This is a genomic window from Streptomyces sp. NPDC060232 (genome assembly GCF_042726555.1).
In the GTDB taxonomy this organism is placed as follows: domain Bacteria; phylum Actinomycetota; class Actinomycetes; order Streptomycetales; family Streptomycetaceae; genus Streptomyces.
The window spans coordinates 1-23,821 of record NZ_JBHXAG010000001.1; the positions used below are offsets into that span (position 1 = coordinate 1).

The window sequence follows — 23,821 nt, forward strand, 5'->3', positions numbered from 1 at the left end:
CAACACCGAGCCGCTGCTGCGGCTGAACGTCGAGGCCCGTGACGCGGACACCCTGGCCCGCGTCCGCGACGAGGCCCTCTCCCTCATCCGCGCCTGAAGGCACTCCCGTGATCCCCCGGCGGGCACGTGACGCCGGCTACGGCGCCTCGCCGCATTGTCGCGAGCGCCCGCATACGCCCAGTATGAGGACGCTCCTGCGCCGTGCGATGTACCGCATCCGACGCCGTGCGCCGATCCACCAGGGGTAAAGGGACAGGCCTTGCTCCCATCCTGGCCGGGCCCGCGCCGATCCAGCCTCGCCGGCGTGTGAGGCGCGGGTCCGGGCGGAGCCCGGTGCCCGGCGGAGCCTGGATCATCCCGGTCCGGCCCAGCGGTCCCAGCGCCCCGGCAGGGCCTTGTAGGCGTACGCGGCGGACATCAACGTCATGTGGTGGTGCCAGCCGGGGAAGGAACGCCCTTCGAAGTCCAGGAGGCCGAAGTCTTCGGCCAGGACGCCCAGCGTGGCCGCTGCCCGCCCCGAGCGCCGTACGAGGTGCAGCAGGTCGTCCATCCGGTGGTGGCTCATGTTGGTGAGCCACACCGCCCCGCCCGCCCGCGCACCGCCCGCCCGCGCCCCGGACCCCGCCGACGACCCCGCCTCCGCCTCCGGCCCCGCCCGCACGAACGGTTCGCCGAACAGCCGGTACGTCTGGTGCGTGCCCCGGCCCGCCAGGTCCCCGCCCGGCAGCCGGACCAGCGCCGAGCGGATGTGCGGCCGCTGGGGGCGTGCGTCGGGGCCGGCGAGCGGAGCGGCGTAGGGATGGCTGGTGTTGCCCCGACGGGCGAGATCGCCGGCGGTGGTCGTGTGCGCGGGTGCCCGGGGCGGTTCGCCCCCGAGCGTCGGCCCGGCCGCGCGGACGGTGAGGGTGGGTGGGACGGACACCAGGAAGTCGTGGCCGCGGCGGCCGAGTGTGCCGATCAGCGCGGCGGCGGCGCCGAGACGGCTGACGTCGGCGACCACGGGGGCGCGCACCGCCGAGGTGCGGGCGGCGATCGAGTCGACGAGCTCCAGGACCAGGGACTCCGGAGTCCGGTACGCGACATCGGGGGAAATGCGCGCCCGGCGGCGCAGGGCCGGGTCCGCCGACCAGCTTTCGGGAAGTACCAGCCGCCAGTCGACGGGCACGCTCATGCCGTCCAGCGAGAGGAACAGGCCGAAGGCGTACTGGCAGTTGACGATGCGTCCGGCCGTCGGGTCGAAGCGGCGGTGCACGCCGACCGAGTGCTCGCCGCGCTTGGGGAAGCAGACCTGCCCGATCGTCCAGGCATGCACCTGAAGGCGTTCCTCCACCCAGCGGAGCAGCTCGGCGCGGGCCGGATCCCAGTCCCAGGGGCTCGCGTTGATGAACTGCTGCAAGGACTGGGATGCGGTGGGGGAAGCGGTCACGGACGCGGCGAGCCTGCGGACGGACTTCTTGCCGGGGGTGCTGAGCAGGCCCTGTAAGTAGACCCGCGCCCATCTGCGTTGGTCGGCCCTCGGTAAGTGGCCGAAGAGGCGTTCGGTGAACTCGTCCAGGGCGGTGCCGCAGGCAGCCGGGGACCTCGTCCTCATGTGCGCCGTCATCTGTCGTCTCCCCTCCAGTGCGGACGTCCGTGTGCGCCATGACACCGCAGAGAATACAGAACGTTCGTTTTGTTTTCTAGTCGAAGTGTGGCGTCTCCGTGACGACTTGGGCACGTTGGAGGCAGGGCGCCGCCCGACCCGGGCGGGCGGTGCGGGACGGCGGGGCGCATGGTCGCTTCTTCGTCAAGTAGCCGTTGTGCGCGGTCGGCGCCGGGGTGACGCTGGAGGTCGTCCCCGTGTCAGTTCGCGGCGGCGAGTGAGGAACGAACCGGATGGCAGTGATAGTGCAGTGGTGAAGCAAGAGCGCGGCGTACGCACCCGTAATCATCTGATCTCGGTGGCCGCCGCTGAATTCGACCGCAACGGATACGACGGCACGTCGCTTTCCCGGCTGAGCAGATCGGCCGGGATTTCGATCGGGGCCGTCACTTTTCACTTCTCGGCGAAGGGGGAACTGGCCTCCGCCGTCGAGGATTCCGGTCGGGCCGCCACCCGAAGAGTGGTCGAGTGCGTGACCGCCCGCGGCGGGCCGGCGCTGGAGACCGTCTCCTCGCTCGTCCTGGCCCTCGGCCGGCTGATCGAGACCGACGCGGCCGTGCGCGCCGCGGCCCGGCTCACGCAGGAGCGCGTCGGCGCCGGCCCCGAGTGGTGCGGCTGCTGGCTCCCCGACGTGGAGGAACTGTTGGAACAGGCGGCGGAGGAGGGGCAGCTCCACCCGGAGGTCGACCCGCGTCCGCTCACCCGGCTGACGGGCCGTCTGGTCGGCGGTGTCGTCGCGCGGGCCCGCCGGGAGCGGGACGACCGCCCCGGCGCTGCCGTCGGTGAGCTCGGCGAGCTGTGGTGCCTCATCCGGCGGCGTGTCGCGGCCCAACCGACCGCGGAAATGCCTAAGTAGGCGGAAAGGTATGGGAATTCTGGCCGCCGGTGCGCGGCGCCGTCTAGCGTCGGCGGCATGAATCCCACGCCTGCGAAGATAACCAAGGCAGTGATCCCCGCCGCGGGGCTCGGAACGCGATTCCTCCCGCTGACGAAGGCCACCCCGAAGGAAATGCTCCCGGTGGTCGACAAGCCCGCCATCCAGTACGTGGTGGAAGAGGCGGTCGCGGCGGGGATGTCGGACATCCTCATGGTCACCGGACGCAACAAGCGGCCGCTCGAAGATCACTTCGACCGCAACTACGAGCTGGAGGAGGCCCTCCAGCGCCGTGGTGATCAGGACAAACTCAACAGCGTCTGCGCCTCCACCGAACTCGCCGACATCCACTACGTGCGCCAGCGCGACCCCAGGGGTCTCGGGCACGCCGTCCTCTGCGCTGCGCCGCACGTCGGCCACGAGCCCTTCGCCGTCCTCCTGGCCGACGACCTGATCGATCCCAGGGACCCCCTGCTGGCCCGGATGGCCGACGTGCGCGCCCGGCTCGGCGGCAGCGTCGTGGCCCTCATGGAGGTGGACCCGGACGCCATCCACCTGTACGGATGCGCCGCGATCGAGCAGTCGGGCCCGGCCGGCGGCCCCGGCGGTGGGGGCGGCGGTGGCTGGGGCGACGGTGTGCGCATCACCGAGCTGGTGGAGAAGCCGGAGCGCGGCACCGCCCCCAGCAATCTCGCCGTCATCGGCCGCTACCTCCTCGACCCCGAGATCTTCGACGTGCTGCGGAGCACCAGCCCCGGGCGCGGCGGCGAGATCCAGCTCACGGACGCACTGCGCACCCTGGTCCGGGCCGGACGCCCGGTTCACGGCGTGGTCTTCTCCGGCCGGCGCTACGACACCGGCGACCGGGCCGAGTACCTCCGTGCGACGGTCCGGCTCGCCTGTGAGCGCGAAGACCTCGGGCCTGAATTCCTGTCGTGGCTCAGGGACTTCGTTCGCGCGGGGGAGCTCGCAACGCTCTGATCCGCAGCCCGGTGGGCGACCGGGGAACTTCCCCGGTCGCCCACCGGGTCGCCAGCCGAACGGCGGCAGCTCTGCCAACTTGCCCAAATCTCAACAGGGTTGGGTCGGTCAGTAGGTTACCGAACGGTAGTTACGTAACTTCTTCTCCGGGTCCGGCGAATGGTGCGGCGCCCCAGGCATCGAGTGCACGAAGGGAGGTGAACTCCATGGACAAATCCAACGCACGACACCCGGCGAAGCGGACCCCCCACTCCGCCGCCGAGGTGCCGGTCGGCGCCCTGCTCGCCGCGGATTCCCCCCGTACCGTCCCGGTGGACGAGGGCCACGCACAGGCCCTCGCGAGCTCCGGGCGAACGCTGCCGCCGCTGCTCGTGCACCGCCCCACGATGCGGATCATCGACGGCACGCACCGTTTGCGCGCGGCCGTGCTGAGGGGCTGCGACACCGTCGCAGTGGCGTACTTCGACGGCAGCGCCGAGGACGCGTTCGTCCTCTCGGTAGAGGAGAACATCAGCCACGGACTCCCGTTGACCCAGGCGGAACGGACCGCTGCGGCGTTACGGATCCTGCGGTCCCACCCGGACTGGTCCGACCGCGGGATCGCGCAGCGGACCGGGCTCGCGGCCAAGACCGTCGGCGCGTTGCGCCGGCGGGAGGCTACGGATCACGACCCGCCAGGCCGCATCGGCCGGGACGGACGCGTCCGGCCGGCGGATCCGGCCCGAGGCCGGGAGGCCGCGGCCCGGCTGCTCGCGGGCCGTCCCACCGCTTCCCTGCGGCAGATCGCACGGGAGGCGGGCATCGCGCCCTCGACCGTACGGGACGTGCGGCGCCGCATCGGCGAGGGCGAGGATCCCGTACCGGCCGGACAGCGGCGCTCCGGCAGCTCACCGTCTCCGCCGCCACCCCGGCCGGCGGACCGCGGCCGCAGCCGCGGGCAACCACTGCCCGCGCTGGTCACCGGGCTCTGCAAGGACCCCCTGCTCAGACTCAGCGAGGCGGGCAGGCTGCTGCTGCGCATGCTCGACCTCCAGGTGAGCGGACTGCGCCAGCGGGAGCGGATCGTCGCCGCGGTGCCCCCGTACCGCGCCGAGAGCGCTGCCGCCGCTGCCGCGCAGTGCGCCCGCGACTGGCAGGAACTGTCGGAGGAACTGGGCCGCCGCGCCTCGGCGGAGGCCCGCGCCTGAGCGGTCCTCCACCCCCAAATACCGGCCTTCCCTGCTGGAAGGCCTCCGTTCATGTGTGTTGGAAAGGAAGTCTGGCGATGTCGGTTGTCGAGGGTGCGCGGGTTGATGCGGGTGCGGGGGAGGCGCCGGTCCGGTTGGACGGGCGTTTGAGGTTGGTGCTTGTGGTGCTGCTGGTGGCGCAGTTCATGCTGGCGGTGGATTTCTCGATTCTGAATGTGGCGTTGCCGGTGATCGGTGACGGGCTTGGTTTCTCGTTGTCGAATCTGCAGTGGATCGCGACGTCGTTCGCGTTGTGTGCTGCGGGCTTCACGTTGTTGTTCGGGCGGGTTGCGGACCTGTTCGGTCGTCGGCGGTTGTTCCTGGTGGGTCTGGCGGTGCTGGGTCTGTCGTCGTTGGTGGGTGGTCTGGCGACGTCGCCGGAGATGTTGATCGTGGCGCGTGTGTTCCAGGGTCTTGCGACGGCGGCCGTCACGCCGGCGGGTCTGTCCCTGCTCACCACCTCGTTTCCTGAAGGGCCTCTGAGGCAGAAGGCGTTGGGTCTGAACGGGGCTTTGATGTCGGCGGGGTTCACGACGGGCGCGATCCTGGGTGGTGTCCTGACGGATCTGTTGTCGTGGCGGTGGGCGTTCTTCATCAATGTTCCGGTGGCTCTCGCTGTTCTGTTCATCGCTCCGGCGGTGATCAAGGAGTCCCGTCCGGTGACGCGTCCGAAGCTGGACGTGCCGGGTGCCACCGCCGTCACTCTGGGTCTGCTGGCTTTGATCTACGGGTTGACGCAGGCGGGTGAGCACGGTTGGGGTTCCCTGTCGGCGCTGGGCTGGCTGGCTGCGGGTGTGGTGCTGCTGATCGTCTTCTACGCGATCGAGGCGAAGTCGACTGCTCCGTTGGTGCCGGTTTCGGTGTTGAAGAAGAAGACGGTGGCGTGGGGGAACATCGCGGGTCTGATCGCGTTTCTGACGGAGACCAGCCTGGTCTTCCTGATGACGTTGTATCTGCAGGAGGTGTTGGACTTCTCGCCGCTGACGGCGGGGCTGTCGTTCGGTGTCCTGGGTGTGGGCACGGTGATCGGTGGTTCGATCGCGCCTCGGGTGATCGGTGCGGTGGGGACGAGGTCGACGCTGGTCATCGGTGGTGTGCTGCAGGCGGTGGCGACGCTGAGTCTGGTGGCGCTGGGTGAGACGTCGGCGTCGATGTGGCTGCTGCTGGTCGCCACGTTCGGGGGTGGTGTCGGCAACATGCTGGTGATCGTCGGGTTCATGGTGACCGCGACGACGGGTCTGCCGGACCATGAGCAGGGCATGGCGACGGGTCTGGCGACGATGACGCAGCAGATCGGCATCACGATGGGCACGCCGATCATGTCGGCGGTGGCCGCGGCCCACACCGACATCCACGCGGGCATCACCACCGCGGTGATCGTGAACACCGCCATCGTGGTCCTCGGCATCCTCACCACCGTCCTCTTCCTCCGCACCAAGCAGCCCGGCAACTAAGGCAACTCCGCCTTGTGACAGACCTGCCGACGCGGCGAACGTTGGCCCCAGGCACGGAGGGAAGGAACCCCGATGGCAACACCCACCCACTCGGCCGCCGGAAAGAGCCGTGCCCAGGTCCGCTGGGAGCACGCGAGCATCCCCTCCCCGTCCGGCCCTGTCCCCGCCCGGGTGTACCGGCCGCCGGCATCCGCACCGCGGGGCTGGCTGGTCTGGGCCCACGGCGGCAGCTGGCGCGCCGGATCCGCCCAGGACTGGCACGTCCCCACCGCCGAACTCGCCCGGATCTCCGGCTTCGCCGTCGCCAGCGTCGACTACCGGCTGGTCCCCGAGGTACGCCATCCGGCCATGGTCGAGGACGTACTGGCGGCGCTCGCCTGTGCCCGGGAGCAGGCCGGGGAACGGGCCGGGGAATCCTTACCCGTCGCGGTCGGCGGAGACAGCGCGGGAGCCACCCTCGCCGCCTGTGCCGCCCTCGCCTGCCGCGACCGGGCCCTCCCGCTGGCCGCCCAGCTCCTCGCCTACCCGCCGCTGGACCCCGGCTGCACGGCGGCCTCGTACCACCGCTTCCCCGACATGTTCCCCACCGCCTCCTACCTGATCGCGGCCTGGCAGGACTACCGGGACCCGGGCCGGCCCGCCGCCGCCGACGGCACCCCGCTCTACAGCACCCCCTTAGAGGCGGCCGACCTGCGCGGCGTGGCGCGGGCCGTCCTGGCCACCGGCGACCTCGACCCCGTCGGCGACGACGTACACCGCTACGCGCGCCTGCTGCACGCGGCCGGCGTGGAGGTCACCCTGCGGGAGTTCGGGCAGACCGGCCACGGGGCGTTCCTCCAGCCCGGCCGCGCCACGAGCGGTGGGCCCGAGACGGCGTCCCTGCGCGGCTGGCTGGGCGTGGCCCTGCGCCTGCTCACCTCACCGGCCGCCCCCGGCGCCTGAGGTGCCGCTTCCACCCTCGTCCTTCAACTCATCTCACATGGAGCCGACATGAGCCCCGACACCCCCCATCTCGACGCCTTGCTCCGGCACTTCGCCGACCTCCGTGACGGCCGGCACGGCGGCGCGGTCACCCGCCCGGACAAGGAGGAGCACTTCCGCACCGCCGCCCGGCTGCTCGACCCGTACGCCCGCCAGGCACTCACCGAACTCAACGACGAACTCCTCCTCGGACAGGGCGTGATCGACGCCAGCGGCGTGCAACGCGCCGACGACGGAAGCCTCTTCCACGCCTGGACGCTCTGGTGGGACGAGCAGTCGACCGCCGACATCCCGCCGGTGACGCTCTACGCCCACTACGGCGCGGGCTTCCACCACCCCCACCTGCGCGGCGCCACCGTCTCCGAATGGCCGCTGAACGTCTTCGACGAGGCGCAGGCCGCCGCCGAACTCCCCACGATGCGCGCCATCGCCGCCGCCGACCTCCACAACCTGGTGTTCGAGAGGGACTTCAGGATCGTCCCGGCGACCGTCGCGGGCGCCACCGGCCTCCCCGTCCACCAGCGCTGAAAGGCGGTCCGCCATGACGAAGCCGCGACTGTCCGTACTGGACCAGACCCCCGTCGGCGAGGACCACACCCCCGACCAGGCCCTGCGCGCCTCCGTGGACCTCGCCCGGGCCGCCGAGGCCCTCGGCTACACCCGCTACTGGGCCGCCGAGCACCACGGCTCCCCGGGCTTCGCGAGCAGCGCCCCGGAGATCCTCGCGGGAGCCCTGCTCGCCCACACCTCGCGCATGCGGATCGGCACCGGCGGGGTGCTGCTGCCCCGCTATGACCCGGCGAAGGTCGCCGAGGTCTTCGGAGTGCTCGCCTCCCTCCACCCCGGGCGCGTCGACCTCGGGATCGGCCGGGCCGGCGGCCCCGCACGGGACTTCCCGCAGCGGCTGACGGAACTGCGGACGCTGCTCGGCGCGGGCGGCGTCGTACCGCACCCGCCCGTCCCGCCGCAGATGTGGCTCCTGGGCGCGGGACGCGAGTCGGCGCGGCTGGCCGGCCTGCTGGGTACCGACTTCGCGTTCGGGCACTTCTTCTCCCCGGCCGGCGGCCCGGAGGCGTTCGACGACTACCGCTCCCAGTTCCGCAGGACCACCGGCCGGCCCGCGGGCGGCGCCCTCGCGGTACGGGTGGTCACGGCCGACAGCGCCGGCCGGGCCGAGGAGCTGGCCCAGGGCCTGCTGCTGTGGCGCGCCCGCAAGGACCTCGGCCAGGACGCCCCGCTGCCCTCGTACGAGACCACGCGCCGCCACCGCTGGACGGGCGCGGAGCTGGAGCGGGCCACGGTGCACCGCACGGCCCTCATCTCCGGGGCGCCCGAGCAGGTGTCCGCCGTACTGACGGCGCTCGCCGCGGCCCACGGGGTGGACGAGCTGATCGTCAACACCCTGACGGCCGACCCGGCCGACCGCCGGCGCTCCTACGAGCTGCTCGCCGAGGCCTTCGAACTCCCCGCGGACCGCAGGGAAGCAGCGGTGCCGGCCACCCGCTGGTGCCGAGTCCCGAGTCCCGCAGTGCCTGCCGTGCCCGCGACGCCCTCACCGGGCGCCGCGGGCCGGGCCGGGTGATCTACGGTGGGCCACCCGGGCGCCGTGAGAGAGCGGCGCCGCGGACGAGGGGGAGCGCCGATGGACCGGCACGTCGCATTCGAGGACCTGCACAACTTCCGTGACCTGGGCGGATACAGGGGCGCCGACGGCGGAACCGTCCGGTGGCGGACCCTGTACCGCGCCGACTCGCTGGGCAAGCTGCGCGGCGCCGACTGGGACAGGTTCCTGGAACTGGGCGTCGGCACCGTGATCGACCTGCGCTACCCGTGGGAGGTAGAGGCCAAGGGCCGGGTGCCCGAGGCGGAGCGGTTCCAGTACGTCAACCTCAGCATCGAGCACCGCCCCTACGACCAGGCCGAGATCGATCCCGGCATCGACCCCTGGCGCTATCTCGCCGACCGGTTCGCGGAGGTCACCGAGGACGGCGCCGAGGAGATCCGGCAGGTCCTGGAGACGATCGCCGAAGCGCCCGGGCCGGTGGTCTTCCACTGCACGTCGGGCAAGGACCGGACCGGGCTGATCGCCGCGTTCGTCCTCACCCTGCTCGGTGTCCCCACGGAGCAGATCCTCGCCGACTTCGCGCTCACCGAACTGGCCACCGAGCGCCTCGCCGCGGACTGGCGGGCCGCCAACCCGGGCCGGGTCATGAAGTGGCCGAGCTACGGCCGCGCACCCGCGGTGATCATGGAGCTGGTGCTGGCGGACCTCCGGGCCCGCCACGGCTCGGTGCACGGCTATCTCAAGGACCGGGTGGGGCTCTCGGACCGGACCGCGCAGCAGCTGCGCGCCCGACTGCTGACGCCCGCCGACGCCTGACGCCTTCCGGGTCGCGCGGTGTGAACCGGCGTGCGCGCGGGGCGCCTTCCGGAGACGTGAAGACGCTCTGGTGGCGCCGCCGGAGGATCCCTACCATCGGAGCAGGGGCGGGGGAGGGGGTGCGTTCATGGCGGCGCAGGTCGGGCGGCTGGAGCGCTTCGTGGCCTGGATGCTGCGCAACGCCGACGTCGTCGTCGCACTCTGCGTCGCGATGGCGGTCGGCTTCCTGGACATCTTCGGAGACGTCGTCAGCGACGACGTCTCCTCCGGCGCCACCCTCGTCGTCCTCGGCCTCCTCGCGACCGGGTCGATCGTGGAGCGGGTACGCCGGCCCGCCAGCATCCACGAGGCACTGAGCGGGACCCGCCGGGCCCTGGAGGACCTCGCCATGGTCCGCTCGCTCTCCGGCAACGAGGTCGGCGAGGCACTGCGCAAGGCCAGACAGCACACCAACCTCTGGTACTTCAAGGGCGGGACGGGCACCTACCTGAGAGCGGTCACGCTGCCGCTGTGCGTGGCCGCGGCCAAGGAGCAGCGCTCCCAGCTCAACGTGAAGATCGACATCGTCAATCCGGCCGACGAGCGCGCCTGCGCCGCCTACGCCCGGTTCCGGCAGATGTTCGGCGGGCAGCGCCGCGGCGACGAGGTGTGGACCACCGACCGGGTCCGCCGGGAGTCGTACGCGACCGTCCTCGCCGCCTGCTGGTACCAGCGGCAGCTGACCACCCTGGAGATCAGCGTGCACCTCTCGTCCGCCGTGCCCACCCTGCGCTTCGACCTCTCCGAAACCTGCCTCGTGATCACCCAGGACGACCGGTCCCGGGTGAACCTGCTGGTGGAACGCGGGCAGCCGCTCTACGACTACTACGTCACCGAGTTGCACCAGAGCCGCGAGCAGGCGACCGCGCTCGATCTGCGCGTCGCGTCGCCCCTCGGCCAGGAACCCACCGTCGACGAGGTGCGGGCGCTGTTCGACGAGCTGAGGCTCCCGCTGCCCCGCGTCTTCACCGACAGCGACATCGGCAAGATCATCGAGAAGGCGCTGCACGCGGAGGACCCCTACAGGAGGTGAGGCGCTCCGGCGCGTGCCATGGACTACGAGCTCCAAAGGACCCTTGCCAGCCTGGAGGAGATCGCCTCCGGGGACCGTGAGGTGCGTGCCGTCCGCCATCCACTCGGGTTCCTGTGCCTGCCACTGCTGAGAGAGGGCCTGCGCGGGATCTGCGTACACCTCTTCGAGGCCGGCAACCGCGCCGAACCGGACGCCTCCCCCCTGCACGCCCACAGCTGGGAACTGCGCAGCCGCGTGCTGTACGGCCGCGTCGCGAACGTGCCCGTGCGCACGCGGACGGTGCGCGACGGCGAGGAGGGCGCGACCCACCGGGTGTTCGAGGTGCACAGCCGCGGCGACGGCGTCGACGAGATCCGCCCCACCCCCCTGCTGGTACGCGGCGAGCCCGGCCCCGCCCACATCAGCTCCGGCGGGGAGACCTACACCCTGCCCGCGGGAGAGTTCCACGCCACCGCCCTGGAGGGCCCGGAGCCGGCGGCCACCCTCGTGCACGGGCTGTCCGTCCCCGGCCGGCGCGACCTCTCCCTCGGACCGCTCGACGGCCGGCCGCGCCGCACCACCCGCCGACTGTGCGACAAGGCGCAGACCGTGCGCAGCGTCCACACCGTCCTCAGGAGGATCGATGCTCAGCAACGGGCCTGACTTCGAGCGCGAGAGGCGGGTCGCCGTCGCCGCGGCGGAGGAGGCGGGCGGACTGCTGCGCAGGCGCTTCGGCGCGGCGTACTGCCTGCGGACGAAGGACGAGTCCGGGGACGTACAGGTCGACCTCGACCTCGCCGCCGAGACCCTTGTACTCGGCCGGATCCGGCGGCACTTCCCCGACGACCGGATCCTGTCCGAGGAGGCCGGACTCCTGGACGCCGCGGGCGAACGCACCTGGCTGGTCGACCCGCTGGACGGCAGCAACAACGTCGCGATCGGGCTGCCCGCCTACGCGGTCGGCATCGGGCTGTGCCTGGGCGGTACCCCGGTGCTGGGCGTGGTGCACGAACCGGTCACCGGACAGACCTGGCACGCGGTCAGGGGCCTCGGAGCGCACGGCTCCGCCGGGGCGCTACCGGGGCCCGCCCCCGGCCTGCCGCGCCCTGGCCCCGTCGTCGCCTGGACCCAGGGATACGCCGTGCGGCGCGGCGACGTGACGGCGGTGGCCCTGCGCGGCGCGCTGGAGCTGCACTGCCGGCGGGTCCTGCAGCTGTGGGCGCCGCTGCTCGGCTGGAGCCTGCTGGCACGCGGCACCATCGACGCCTTCGTCGGCTACCGCGCCGAAGGCGTGGACCTGCCGGCCGGGGCGCTCCTCGCCGCCGAGGCGGGGGTGGAGCTGCGCACGCTGTCCGGGGCGCCGTTCACGCCCGGCTTCGCCGGGGACGACGCCGGCCGCAGCTTCGTCGCGGCGCGCGGCGAGACCCTGGCGTACCTCCTGCGGGAGGTGGGCGCCGCCGCCTGAAGTACGGTCGGCCGGCTCAGGTCGTGGCGGCCAGCGCCAGCGTCGCCGACAGGGTGCCGGCCACCGAGAGGACCAGCCCCGTACCGAGGAAGCGGCGCAGCCCGATGCGGGTGCCGTGCCAGCGGCACCGCTCGAACCACAGCAGGGTGGCCAGCGAGGCCCACGGAGTGATGACCGGGCCGACGTTGACGCCGACGAGCAGCGCCAGCAGCTGGTGGTGGTTGGCCTCGGGGACGGCCGCCTCGCCCGCCATGTACGCCGGCAGGTTGTTGAGCACGTTGGAGAAGCCCGCACCGACCGAGGCCGACCGCAGCATGCCGGCGAACCCGTCGTCCGAGCCCATCGCCGCGGCCAGGACGTCGTGCAGCCCGTGCGCGTTGACGGTCTCCACGACCAGGAACATGCCCGGGACCAGGACGAGCAGCCGCCACGGGACCAGCGACAGGCGCAGCGCACCGCGGTCGCGGACCGCGAAGGCCGCCACCACGACCAGCGCGGCCGCCATCGACGCCGACCACAGCGGTACGTCGGCCAGGAGCAGCGCCACCAGGAAGCCGCCGCACGCCAGCGCGGACACCCGGAACAGGACCCGGTCCTTGGGGCGCGACGGCGCCGGGGGCGCGTAGCTGACCGCGCCGCGCCGTCCCGGGCGCCAGTAGAAGCCCCACAGGCAGGCCATCGTCACGGCTAGGGCGGCCAGCTGCGCAGCCCACAGGGTGGCGGCCATCTCCGACGGGGCCAGCGCCACCCGGTCCGCGGCGAGCAGGTTCGTCAGGTTCGACACGGGCAGCAGCAGGCTCGCCGTGTTGGCCAGCCACACCGTGGTCATCGCCAGCGGTACGGGCGCGATGCCCACCCGGGTCGCCAGTGCCAGCATCACCGGGGTCAGCAGCACCGCCGTCGTGTCCAGGTTCAAGGTGATGGTCGTGACGGAGGCGAACGCGACGCAGAGGCAGAAGAGCAGCGCGTAGTGGCCGCGGCCCACGCGCGCCACCCAGGTGGCGACCACGTCGAACACCTCCGCCTTACCGGTCAGTTCGGCGAGGACGATGACGGTGGCCAGGAAGACCACCAGCGGCCCGATGCGCTCCATGACGTCCCCGGCGGGCCCGTGCGGCAGCAGACCGGTGACGACGCAGAGCACACCGAGCGCGAGCAGGCCGCCGGCCAGCCAGTCGAGGGGATGCAGACGCCTGAGGAGAGACACGGCGACAGAGTCGCACAGACCCGCGCCCGGGCGGCAGACGGTCTGGGCCGGAACCGGACACGCCCGCGCGGGAAGGACGCCAGCCCTACCATGGTCCCATGACGACGGACGGGCAATTCGGGGTGCCAGTACGGGAGTTCGACTTCTTCATCAGCTATTCGCCGGCGGACGAGCAATGGGCCGCATGGATCGCCTGGACCCTGGAGGAAGCCGGCTACCGCACGATCGTGCAGGCCTGGGACTTCGTACCGGGAACCAACTTCATCGACTTCATGGACCGCGGCGTCAGCGAGTCCGTCGCGGTGATCGCGGTCCTGTCGCGCCACTACGAACGCTCCACCTACGGGCGCATGGAGTGGCAGGCGGCGCTGCGGGCCTCCCCCGAGTCACCCGAACGACGGCTCCTGACCGTCCGGGTCGACGAGATGCCGATCGAGGGACTCCTCGCCACGATCACCTACGTCGACCTGGTCGGTGTCGCCGACACCGACACCGCCCGCTCCCTGCTGCTCACCCGGGTCGGACAGGCCGTCGACGGGCATGCCCGCCCCGGCCGCCGCCCCGGCTACCCCGGCAGCGCACCCGGCGGCGGCACGGGCGGCACACGCGGCGGCACGGGCGGTGTCCGCCTCCCCGAGCAGGCCCACCCGGGCCGGCTCCGGCCGAGCGCGCTCGCCGGCCCCGGCTGGGCGGGCCGCCGCCGCCCCGCCCGGGCACCCCTCTACCCGCAGGCCGCCCCGGCCGGCGCCGCCGGCCGCGCCCAGGACGCCGTGACCGTCCTGCACCTGGCCGGACCGGACTTCGGGCGGGGCCGCGAACCCGACGCGCTCAGCCGCCAGATCCGCGGCGACCTCATCATGCTCAGGGACGCGGGAGCACCGTCCCCCGACCTGATGGTGGTCACCGGCGACCTCACCGCGTCCGGCAGCCCCCGCGAATGCGACCAGGCCCTCAGCTTCCTCACCACCCTGCGGTCCCAGCTCGACCTGCCGCCCCAGCGGGTGATGGTCGTACCGGGCGCACAGGACGTCAACCAGGCAGCCTCCCAGGCCTACTTCCACACCTGCGAGGCCGACGAGGTGGCGCCGCAGCCGCCGTACTGGCCCAAGTGGCGCCACTACACACGCCTGTTCCGCGGCCTCTACCAGGGACTGGACACCGTCTTCGACAGCGACCAGCCCTGGACCCTCTTCCCGGTGCCCGAACTGAGCACCGTCGTCGCCGGATTCAACTCCTCCATCGCCTACAGCCACCGCCCCGAGGAGCAGTACGGCTTTGTCGGCCGCGACCAGACCGCCTGGTTCTCCGAAGCCATGCGCCGCTACGAGGACGAGGGCTGGCTGCGCATCGGCGCGCTGCGCCACCCCCTCACCGACGGCCGCCGCCCCGGCGACGCGGCCGGCGGCCCCGGCGGACTGCGCGACGCCGACACCCTCGCCCGGCTCGCCGCCCCGCGGCTGCACCTGCTGCTGCACGGCCCGACCGGCGGCCCCCGCACCGTGTCCGCCGCCCCCGGCCACAGCCGGCTCACCGGACCCGCCGGCGGGCTGCCCCTCTTCGGCTCCGCCGCCCCCGCCCGCTTCCAGCTGCTCCAGGTCACCGCCGACGCCGTCACCCGCTGGGACGACCGCATCACCTCCGAACCCGAGCGGTTCCCCGGCGAATGGCGGCACACCCGCCGCGTCTTCCCCGTCCCCGAACTGCCCCCCGTGATCACCGTCGAGCACGCGCAGGGCCGGGCCCCCCTCGACGACCCGGCCGCCGCGCTCGCCGAACGCGTCAAGGAGATCTGCCGGGTGCGCAGGGCGAGCGTGCGGCTGCGCGACGTACCGCGCCGCGACCCGGCCGACATGGTCCAGATCATGGCCACCTGGCAGGAGCAGGAGGACGACGTCGTCCAGCAGCAGCGCATCGCCGTCCACCCCGGGACGCCCACCGAGGAGGAGCTCGACCGGTTCGTCGGACAGGTGCACGCCACCGACTCCGGTTCCGAGGCCGTGATCGTCTACGGGGGCGACGCCCCGCCCGGCGGACTGCGCCACCGGGCGGCCGGCCACGGCGTACGGGTCCGGGTGCGCAGCTTCATCGAGTTCCAGGGCCTGCTCGACCTGCGCGGCTACGTCACCGCGCAGACGGCGTGGCTGTGCAGCAGCGAGCAGTACGCCCCCGGCCTGTACCTGCCCCAGCGCTACCGCGACGCCGACCGCCCCGACGGGCAGGAACACGACGGCCTCGTCGAGGAACTGCTGGAACTCCTCGAATCCGACCACGGCCGCTTCGTCCTGCTCCTCGGCGACTTCGGACACGGCAAGACCTTCGCCCTGCGCGAACTGGCCCGCCGCATCCCCGAACAACTCCCGCACCTGACACCGCTGCTGATCCCGCTCAACACCCTCGACCGGGCGCACAGCCTCGAAGGCCTCGTCGCCGCCCACCTCGCCGGCCACGGCGTCGACACCATCGACCTGCGGGCCCTGCGCTACATGCTCGCCCAGGGCCGCGTCGTCCTCCTCTTCGACGGCTTCGACGAACTGGTCCACCGCGTCAGCTACGACCGCGCCGCCGACCACCTCCAGGTCCTCCTCGACGCCGCCGTCGACAATGCCAAGATCGTCGTCAGCAGCCGCACCCAGCACTTCAAGTCGCACGCCCAGGTCCTCACCGCGCTCGGCGAACGCGTCGGACTGCTGCCGCAGCGCCGCGTCCTGTCCGTGGAGGGCTTCACCCCGGCGCAGATCCGTTCCTACCTCGTACGCGGCTACGGCGACGAACACGCCGCCGACCAGCGCTACCAGCTCCTGCGCAACATCCCCGACCTGCTGATGCTCTGCCGCAACCCGCGGCTGCTCTCCTTCGTCGCCGACCTCAGCCAGGACCAGCTGCGCGCCGTCGCCGGAGCGGGCCGCGCCCTCAGCCCGGCACGGCTGTACGAGGACGTGTTCACCTCCTGGCTCGCCTACGAGGAGACCCGCGGCCGGGGCGGGCCCGGCGCCCCGCCGGGACTCACCGCAGGCGAACTGTGGGCGGCCGTGACCGCGCTGGCCTGGCGGCTGTGGGAGAGCGGCCGCAGCGCCCTGCGCCTGGACGAGCTCACCGAGACCGTCGCCGCCACCCTCAGCGAACTCACCGACTCCCCGCTCACCCCGTCCGAACGGGCCCAGGCGGTCGGCGCGGGCAGCCTGCTGGTCCGCAGCTCCGACGGCGTCTTCCAGTTCATCCACGGCTCCGTCGTCGAATGGCTCGTGGCCCGCGAAGCTGCCCACCAGCTCGACCGCGGCCGGCACACCCTGCTCGTCGCACGCCCGCTCAGCCAGCTCGCCGTCGAGTTCTTCTGCGACCTCGCCGACCACGAACAGTGCGCCCGGTGGGTGCGCGAGGTCCTCGACTCACCCGGCCGCGGAATCAGCGACGCCGCCCGCGCCAACGCCGTCCGCATCAGCGACCGGCTGCGGATGCCGGCCGACGCCGACCTGCGCGGCGCCAGACTGGCCGGCGAGGACCTCTCGTACCGCGACTTCTGCGGGGTCGACCTCTCCGACGCCGATCTGACGGACACCCGGCTGATCGGCGCCAACCTCTCCGGAGCCCTGCTGCGGGGCACCCGGCTGACCGGCGCCCGCCTCGACCGGGCCGACCTGAGCGGAGCCGACCTGACCGGCGCGAACCTCAGCCGGGCCCGCCTGACCCGCGCCGACCTGCGGGGCGCCGAACTGACCGGCAGCCGCTGGCACCGGGCCGCGCTCATCGACGTCGCCATGGACGACGCGGTGCGGGCGGCCCCCGAACTCGGGACCGCCGCGATCGCCCCCGGTATGCCGGTGGACGCCGGGTTCCGGCCGTCCGCGGTCGGGGTCCCGTATGGCTTCGGCATGCGCACCGGCCGCCTGCCCGAACCCATCGCCTACAGCGCCGACGGGGAACTCCTCGCCGTCGGCAGCGAGGACGGCTCCATCCTCGTCTGCGGCGCCGACGACGGCATGGCGGTACGCACCCTCCAGGGACACGAAGGGCGCGTCTACGCGGTGAAGTTCCGGCCGGACGTCATCGCCACCGGCGGATCCGACGGCACCGTACGCCTCTGGGACCCGGTGACCGGCGCCTGCCGCCACACCCTGGAGATCCATCCCGACGGGGTGTGGCCCGTCTCCTTCGACGAGGCCGGCACGATCCTCGCCACCGGCGACAGCGAAGGCCTGGTCACCGTCTGGGACGTGGCCACCGGCCGGCCCGCCCACCGGCTGCCCGGCCACACCGCGCCCGTCTACACCGCCGTCCACAGCCGGGACGGCACGCTGCTCACCGGCGACGCCTCCGCGAGGGTACGGCTCTGGGACCTGAACACCGGGACGTGCGTCCGTGAGATCGACGGGCACCAAGGGGCCGTCTACCGCGCCCGGTTCAGCCCGGACGGCACCCTCTTCGCCACCGCTGACCGGGGCGCGGGCGGACGCGGCGGCACAGTGCGGATCTGGCGTACGTCCGACGCCAGGCTGCTGCACGAGTTCACCGGACACACCGGCCGCGTCTACGCCCTCGACTTCCACCCCTCGGGACACCTCCTCGCCAGCGGCTGTACCGACGGCCAGGTCCGGCTCTGGGACCCGGTCGTCGGCACCCCCGCCGGTGTCCTGGAACGCGGCACCGGCGCCGTCTACCAGGTGCTGTTCGGCGACGACGGCAACCTCCTCGCCGCCTGTGACAGCAACGGCGCGGTCCGGCTGTGGACCGTCACCGGCCGCCCCCACGGCCACACCATCGCCCTCCACGCACAGCAGCCCGCCCCCCACCGCGGCACCGCCTGGGCGTGCGCCTTCCGCCCCGGCGACAGCCAGCTGCTCACCGTCGGCAACGACGGCGGCGCACAGATCTGGGACTCCGCCACCGGCCAGGGCAAGCGCATCCTGCGTGGGCACGGTCGCAGGATCAGCGGTGTCGCCTTCAGCGCGGACGGCTCCCAGCTGGCGTCCGCCGGCAACGACGGCGTCGTACGGCTCTGGGACACGCGCACCGGGCGGCGTACGGAGGAACTCCTCGGCCGCGGCGACCGGCTGGTCTCGGCGGCGTTCAGCCCCGCCGAACCCGTCCTGGCCACGGCCAGCAACGACGGGGACATGTACCTGTGGGACCCGGTGGGCGGCCACTACCTGCGCGAACTCGACGCCGAGACCGAGCACGTATGGGCGGAGGCCTTCAACGCCGACGGCACCCTGCTCGCCACCGCCAACGACGACGACTCCGTCCGCGTCTGGTTCCGCGCGACCGGCTCACCCGTGTCGAACCTGACCGGACACCGGGGCCGGGTCCGCTCCATCGCCTTCCGCTCGGACGGCGACGTGCTGGCCACCGGCTGCGACGACAGCGTCGTACGGGTGTGGGAGGCCAGGAGCGGCCGCCTGGTGGAGGAGCTCGGCGGCGCCGGCGCCGGCCACGCCGACCGGGTGTACGGCGTCGCGTACGGCCAGGACAGCGCGTGGCTGGCGAGCGCGAGCTGGGACGGCACCGCCGTCGTCTGGCGCGACGGCGAGGCACGGCTGCGCCTGCGGGGCCGCGGCGGACGGCTGTGGGCCGTGGCCGCCCACCCGCACCGGCCGCTGCTGGCCGCGGCGGGCGACGACCGGGCGGTGGCCCTCTGGGACGCCGAGACGGGCGAGCGGATCACCGACCTCGTCGGCCACACCGGCCGGGTGCTCTCGCTCGCCTTCTCCCCGGACGGCGCCACCCTGGCCAGCGGCGCCGAGGACGGCACCGTACGGCTCTGGAGCATCCCGGCGGACGGGCGACCGCCGTCGCCGCGCGCGACGCTGATGGGCATGGCGGACGGCTGGGCGGCGCTGACACCGGCCGGCGGCTACAAGTACGAGGGCGACGTGGCCGGCGAGTTCTGGCATGTGGTGGGCATGTCCCGGTTCACGCCGGGGGAGCTGGACGAGTACCTGCCGGGTGTCCACCGGCTGCCGCTCGGCGAGGAGCTCTGACCGGCCGGACGCCCGCCGATGCCGGGGCCCGGCTCCTGACCGGCGCGACCTGCACGTGCCCGGCCGGTGTCGCCGATCCCGACCAAGCCCGGCACCAGCAGGGTGTCGATGCTCCCGCCCGCTCCAGATCCGGCGCCGTCGCCGACCCCGCCGTGGTCGAGCGGATGAAGACCCTCGCCGGCCGGACCCGGCGGGTCGCGTCCGTGTGCGCCGGCGCCCGCATCCCCGCCGAGGCCGGACTCCTCGACGCCCGGCGCGCCACCCCCCCCACCGGTCGACGGCGCAGCAGCTCGCCGCCGACCGCGCAGCCGGCTCGAATCCACCGACGCCACCCTCGACCGCACCGCGTCCACCTGCGGCTTCAACCTCACGGACACCCTCATCCGGACCTTCCGCCGCACCCTCGACACGACCCCCACCGAGTACCGCAACCGCTTCCGCTCCCCGGTCCGCCGAAGAGCACACGCCCATCCGGCCTACCCCGTGCATCCGTCCCGCCCGCTACCGCGGAAGAGATGAGGGAACCACCCCGGTCGACGGCGGAAACGGAGCACCTGCATGACCGAAACACAAGGGCACCCGGCCCAGCCACCCGGCCCGCCGCCCCCTGGTTCGCTGTGCCTGGTCACCGGCGCCACCGGCTACATCGGCGGCCGGCTGGTCCCCGAGCTGATCGCCGCCGGACACCGCGTCCGGTGCCTTGCGCGCACCCCCGAGAAGCTGCGCGACCACCCCTGGGCGGGCCAGGTGGAGATCGTCCGCGGCGACGTCACCGACGCCGCGTCGCTCGCCGCGGCCCTGCGGGGCGTCGACGTCGCCTACTACCTCGTGCACGCCCTCGGCAGCGGGCGCGACTTCGAGGAGACCGACCGCAGGGCCGCGCGCACCTTCGCCGACCAGGCCCGCGCCGCCGGCGTACACCGCATCGTCTACCTCGGCGGACTCATCCCGCGCGGGGTCCCCGACCGCGAACTCTCGCCCCACCTGCGCTCCCGCGCCGAGGTCGGCCGCATCCTCCTCGACTCCGGGGTACCCACCACCGTGCTCCGCGCCGCCGTCATCATCGGCTCCGGCTCGGCGTCCTTCGAGATGCTCCGCTACCTCACCGAGCGGCTGCCCGTGATGGTCACCCCCAGCTGGGTGCGCACCCGCATCCAGCCCATCGCCGTCCGCGACGTGCTGCGCTACCTGGTCGGCAGCGCCACGATGCCCGGCCACGTCAGCCGCGCCTTCGACATCGGCGGCCCCGAAGTCCTCACCTACCTCGACATGATGCGCCGCTACGCCGAGATCGACGGACTACCCCGGCGGCTGATCCTGCCGGTCCCGGTCCTCACACCGCGCCTGTCCAGCCACTGGATCGGCCTGGTGACCCCCGTGCCGCGGTCCATCGCCCGTCCGCTCGCCGAGTCCCTCAAGTACGAGGTCGTCTGCGACGAGCACGACATCGCCGACTGGGTGCCCGATCCGCCCGGCACCCCGATCCCCTTCGACCGGGCGCTCTCGCTCGCCCTCCAGAAGGTCCGCGACGCCCAGGTGGACACCCGCTGGTCCTCCGCCTCCGTGCCCGGCAGGCCCAGCGACCCGCTGCCCACCGACCCCGACTGGGCCGGCGGCAGCCTCTACACCGACGTCCGCGAGCGCATCGTCAACGCCCCGCCCGAGGTGCTGTGGCGGGTCGTGGAGGGCATCGGCGGCGAGAACGGCTGGTACTCCTTCCCGCTCGCCTGGGCCGTCCGCGGCTGGCTGGACCGCCTCGTCGGAGGAGTCGGACTGCGCCGGGGCCGGCGCGACGCCACCCGCCTGCGGATCGGCGACTCCCTGGACTTCTGGCGGGTCGAGGAGATCGAACGGGGGCGGCTGCTCCGACTCCGCGCCGAGATGCGGCTCCCCGGCCTCGCCTGGCTGGAGATGTACGCCGAGCGCGACGACGAGGGCCGCACGCGGTACCGGCAGCGGGCGCTCTTCCACCCCCGCGGCCTCGTCGGCCACGCCTACTGGTGGAGCGTCTCCCCCTTCCACGCCCTGGTCTTCGGCGGCATGGCCCGCAACATCGCACGCACGGCGGAAGCGGCGGCCGGCGGCCCCACCCCAGGAGCGAAGTCATGAGCGTCTCGGTCGTCCTGTTCACCTCGGACCTTCGCGTCCACGACCATCCGCCGCTGCGCGCCGCGCTGGGCCCGCACCACGAGACCGTCCCGCTCTTCGTCCGCGACCCGGCGGTGGACCAGGCCGGCTTCGCGGCGCCGAACCGCCTCGCCTTCCTCGCGGACTGCCTCGCCGACCTCGACCAGGGGCTGCAACGGCGGGGCGGCCGGCTCGTCGTCCGCTCGGGCGATCCCGTCGCCGAGGTGTGCGCCGTCGTACGGGAGGCCGACGCCGACGAGGTGCACATGGCCGCCGGGTGCAGTGCCTTCGCCCTGCGGCGCGAGCAGCGGCTGCGCCGGGCCCTGGAGGCCGACGGCCGTCGTCTCTACGTCCACGACGCGGTCGTCACCGCCCTGCCGGCCGGCGCCGTGACACCGAACGGATCCGATCACTTCGCCGTGTTCACCCCGTACTTCAGACGCTGGTCGGCAGAGCGGCTGCGCCCGCCGCTCACGGCCCCGCGCGTGGTCCGGGTGCCACCCGGCATCCGCTCCGATCCCCTCCCCGCCCGGCCGGCCGGCGAAGCCGTCTCGGCGGGCCTGGCCACCGGAGGCGAGGACGAGGGCCGCAAGCGGCTCGCGTCCTGGCTCGACCGGCACGCCGACGCCTACGAGGAGGGACACGACGACCTCGCCTCGGACCTCACCTCCCGCCTCTCCCCGTACTTCCACTTCGGCGCGCTGTCGGCGGCCGAGGCCGTGCACCGAGCCCGCGACCGGGGCGGCGCGGGCGCCGAGGCCTTCGTACGTCAGCTGTGCTGGCGCGACTTCAACCACCAGCTCCTCGCCGCCCGTCCCGCCGTCGCGGACGCCGACTACCGCACCCGGGCCGACCGCTGGCGGCGCGGCCCGCAGGCGGAGGCCGACCTGCAGGCCTGGCAGGACGGCCGGACCGGCTATCCCGTCGTGGACGCGGCCATGCGCCAACTCGCCCACGAGGGCTGGATGCCCGGCCGCGGCAGGCTGCTCACCGCCTCGTTCCTGACCAAGACGCTCTACATCGACTGGCGCGCCGGAGCCCGCCACTTCCTGGACCTGCTGGTCGACGGGGACGTCGCCAACAACCAGCTCAACTGGCAATGGATGGCCGGCACGGGCACCGACAGCCGCCCCAACCGAGTCCTCAACCCGGTGATCCAGGGCAAGCGGTACGACCCGGCAGGGGAGTACGTACGCCGGTGGGTGCCCGAACTCGCGGGGCTGCGGGGCCCCCGGATCCACGAGCCGTGGAAACTGGACGGCCCCGAACGGGCCCGGTACGACGGCTATCCCGAGCCGCTGATCGCGCTCCCGGACGGGCTGGCCCGCTTCCGCAGGGCGCGCGGTCAGGACTGATCGGAGGCGGCGGGCCGCCCCGCCCCCGCCCCCGCGGCCGCCGTGTCGCACAGCCCGCGCAGCAGGGCCAGGGCGTCCCGCAGCCCGCCGGGCCGCAGCGTGCCCGGGGCGAGGGGCTGACCCGCCCAGCCCGGGCCCGTCGGCAGCACGGCGGGCCGGGCGCGGGCGCCCCGGACGCCCCACACGGTGTCGGCGACGTGCCGGGCCAGCGGAGGGTTCGCGGTCGACCGGGCCTGGGACCACAGCACGACCGCGGCGGGACCGGTCCTGCGTACGGCCTGGTCGAGCGCGTCGGGCGGTACGGCCGGCCCGAACATGAGCGTGGGCAGGCCCAGTTCGGCCAGCCCCGCGGCCAGCGCCTCCAGCGCGAGGGTGTGCTGCTCGCCCGGCACGCAGGCGAGGAGCACCGGGGGTACGCCGGCCCTCGACCCGGAGGGCGGGGGCCCGGCGGCGCGGCGCAGCGCGCTCGACACGTGCCAGGACAGCAGGTGCTCGACCTCGACGTACCGGTCGCCCGAGGTCTCCCACTTGCGGCCCACGGCGTGCAGGGTCGGCGCCATCACCTCCTCCCAGGCCGTGACCAGGCCGTACTGGGCGATCACGGAGGCCAGAATGTCGTCCACGGCCCAGGCGTCGAGGCGTACCGCGGCCCGCCCGAGCCCGCGGCACTCCTGCCGTACGGCGCCCAGGGGCAGGCCGTTGCCCGAGCCGGGCGGTCGGCCGGCCGGCCGGGGGAGCGGTTCCCGGTCGGCGGGCGGCGCGGGCGCCGGACCGGCGAGGGCGGCCCGCGCGGCCTCCGCCGGCGGTATCCCCGACGAGGTCAGCCGGCACATCTCGCGCAGGACGGCGACGTCCTCGGGGGTCCACCGCCGGTGCCGGCCGTCCTCGCGGGCGGCCGGTCCGATGCCGTAGCGCCGGTCCCAGGAACGCAGGGTCGTCGGGGCGACCCCCAGGCTGCGGGCCACCGCCCCCGTGGTCAGGCCGTGTGCGGATTCCGTCATGAGTCCATGATGCGACGCACAACCGATGCGAGTGGTGCCAAGCGCGCACAGGACGGAACCTGGAGGGGCCCGCCCCGGCCCCCACCCCCCGCTCCCCGATCC

The 23,821-nt window shown here is 73.5% G+C and carries 18 protein-coding genes and 1 pseudogene; 16 read left to right on the forward strand and 3 right to left on the reverse strand.

The window, feature by feature from the left end; translation table 11 throughout:
* Positions 1 to 97: hypothetical protein (locus tag ACFWFZ_RS00005; protein ID WP_387116209.1), on the forward strand; the 97-nt coding region annotated here is incomplete at its 5' end.
* Positions 98 to 352: 255 nt separating this feature from the next.
* Here the strand turns inward: ACFWFZ_RS00005 and ACFWFZ_RS00010 are convergent.
* Positions 353 to 1,591, reverse strand: a complete 1,239-nt coding sequence (locus ACFWFZ_RS00010) for an IS701 family transposase (protein ID WP_387114148.1) — start codon at positions 1,589 to 1,591, stop codon at positions 353 to 355.
* A gap of 304 nt (positions 1,592 to 1,895) precedes the next feature.
* Here ACFWFZ_RS00010 and ACFWFZ_RS00015 point away from each other — a divergent pair, with 304 nt between their 5' ends.
* The 11 genes from ACFWFZ_RS00015 (at position 1,896) to ACFWFZ_RS00065 (ending at position 12,054) form a co-directional block, all read left to right on the forward strand.
* Positions 1,896 to 2,498 carry a TetR family transcriptional regulator gene (locus ACFWFZ_RS00015; protein WP_387114151.1) on the forward strand — a complete coding sequence of 201 codons (603 nt, stop codon included), beginning with the start codon at positions 1,896 to 1,898 and terminating at the stop codon, positions 2,496 to 2,498.
* A 57-nt stretch (positions 2,499 to 2,555) separates the two neighbouring features.
* On the forward strand, positions 2,556 to 3,497 hold the full coding sequence (locus tag ACFWFZ_RS00020) for a UTP--glucose-1-phosphate uridylyltransferase (protein WP_387114154.1): 942 nt from the start codon (positions 2,556 to 2,558) through the stop codon (positions 3,495 to 3,497).
* Positions 3,498 to 3,703: 206 nt separating this feature from the next.
* Positions 3,704 to 4,684 carry a ParB N-terminal domain-containing protein gene (locus ACFWFZ_RS00025; RefSeq protein WP_387114157.1) on the forward strand — a complete coding sequence of 327 codons (981 nt, stop codon included), beginning with the start codon at positions 3,704 to 3,706 and terminating at the stop codon, positions 4,682 to 4,684.
* Between the two features lie 77 nt (positions 4,685 to 4,761).
* The gene (locus tag ACFWFZ_RS00030) at positions 4,762 to 6,177 is read left to right on the forward strand and encodes an MFS transporter (protein WP_387114160.1); all 1,416 of its coding nucleotides are present in this window, start codon (positions 4,762 to 4,764) and stop codon (positions 6,175 to 6,177) included.
* Between the two features lie 72 nt (positions 6,178 to 6,249).
* Positions 6,250 to 7,119, forward strand: a complete 870-nt coding sequence (locus ACFWFZ_RS00035; protein WP_387114163.1) for an alpha/beta hydrolase — start codon at positions 6,250 to 6,252, stop codon at positions 7,117 to 7,119.
* A 48-nt stretch (positions 7,120 to 7,167) separates the two neighbouring features.
* On the forward strand, positions 7,168 to 7,686 hold the full coding sequence (locus tag ACFWFZ_RS00040) for a hypothetical protein (protein ID WP_387114166.1): 519 nt from the start codon (positions 7,168 to 7,170) through the stop codon (positions 7,684 to 7,686).
* Between the two features lie 13 nt (positions 7,687 to 7,699).
* Positions 7,700 to 8,740, forward strand: a complete 1,041-nt coding sequence (locus tag ACFWFZ_RS00045; protein WP_387114169.1) for an MsnO8 family LLM class oxidoreductase — start codon at positions 7,700 to 7,702, stop codon at positions 8,738 to 8,740.
* A gap of 60 nt (positions 8,741 to 8,800) precedes the next feature.
* Positions 8,801 to 9,538 carry a tyrosine-protein phosphatase gene (locus ACFWFZ_RS00050; RefSeq protein WP_387114172.1) on the forward strand — a complete coding sequence of 246 codons (738 nt, stop codon included), beginning with the start codon at positions 8,801 to 8,803 and terminating at the stop codon, positions 9,536 to 9,538.
* A 127-nt stretch (positions 9,539 to 9,665) separates the two neighbouring features.
* Positions 9,666 to 10,610, forward strand: a complete 945-nt coding sequence (locus ACFWFZ_RS00055; protein ID WP_387114175.1) for a hypothetical protein — start codon at positions 9,666 to 9,668, stop codon at positions 10,608 to 10,610.
* A gap of 18 nt (positions 10,611 to 10,628) precedes the next feature.
* The gene (locus tag ACFWFZ_RS00060) at positions 10,629 to 11,252 is read left to right on the forward strand and encodes a hypothetical protein (protein ID WP_387114178.1); all 624 of its coding nucleotides are present in this window, start codon (positions 10,629 to 10,631) and stop codon (positions 11,250 to 11,252) included.
* Positions 11,233 to 12,054: an inositol monophosphatase family protein gene (locus tag ACFWFZ_RS00065; protein WP_387114181.1), complete on the forward strand. Its 822-nt coding sequence runs from the start codon at positions 11,233 to 11,235 to the stop codon at positions 12,052 to 12,054. The genes ACFWFZ_RS00060 and ACFWFZ_RS00065 overlap by 20 nt, the downstream gene beginning before the upstream one ends.
* 16 nt (positions 12,055 to 12,070) lie before the next feature.
* Here the strand turns inward: ACFWFZ_RS00065 and ACFWFZ_RS00070 are convergent, their stop codons facing one another.
* The gene (locus ACFWFZ_RS00070; RefSeq protein WP_387114184.1) at positions 12,071 to 13,261 is read right to left on the reverse strand and encodes an SLC13 family permease; all 1,191 of its coding nucleotides are present in this window, start codon (positions 13,259 to 13,261) and stop codon (positions 12,071 to 12,073) included.
* A gap of 98 nt (positions 13,262 to 13,359) precedes the next feature.
* Here ACFWFZ_RS00070 and ACFWFZ_RS00075 point away from each other — a divergent pair, with 98 nt between their 5' ends.
* The 4 genes and pseudogenes from ACFWFZ_RS00075 to ACFWFZ_RS00090 all read left to right on the forward strand — a co-directional run bounded on the left by ACFWFZ_RS00075 (position 13,360) and on the right by ACFWFZ_RS00090 (position 22,718).
* Positions 13,360 to 19,236, forward strand: a complete 5,877-nt coding sequence (locus tag ACFWFZ_RS00075) for a TIR domain-containing protein (RefSeq protein ID WP_387114187.1) — start codon at positions 13,360 to 13,362, stop codon at positions 19,234 to 19,236.
* A 303-nt stretch (positions 19,237 to 19,539) separates the two neighbouring features.
* A pseudogene (locus ACFWFZ_RS00080) lies at positions 19,540 to 19,755 on the forward strand (AraC family transcriptional regulator); the annotation flags it as partial.
* A 39-nt stretch (positions 19,756 to 19,794) separates the two neighbouring features.
* Entirely contained in the window at positions 19,795 to 21,345 is a 1,551-nt protein-coding gene (locus ACFWFZ_RS00085) for an SDR family oxidoreductase (RefSeq protein ID WP_387114190.1), read from the forward strand.
* A complete protein-coding gene (locus tag ACFWFZ_RS00090) occupies positions 21,342 to 22,718 on the forward strand; it encodes a cryptochrome/photolyase family protein (RefSeq protein WP_387114193.1) in 1,377 nt (458 codons plus the stop codon). Before ACFWFZ_RS00085 ends, ACFWFZ_RS00090 begins: the two co-directional genes overlap by 4 nt.
* On the opposite strand, the gene ACFWFZ_RS00095 is transcribed toward ACFWFZ_RS00090, so the two are convergent.
* Positions 22,709 to 23,719 carry a MerR family transcriptional regulator gene (locus ACFWFZ_RS00095; protein ID WP_387114196.1) on the reverse strand — a complete coding sequence of 337 codons (1,011 nt, stop codon included), beginning with the start codon at positions 23,717 to 23,719 and terminating at the stop codon, positions 22,709 to 22,711. The genes ACFWFZ_RS00090 and ACFWFZ_RS00095 overlap by 10 nt on opposite strands.
* Positions 23,720 to 23,821 lie beyond the last annotated feature (102 nt).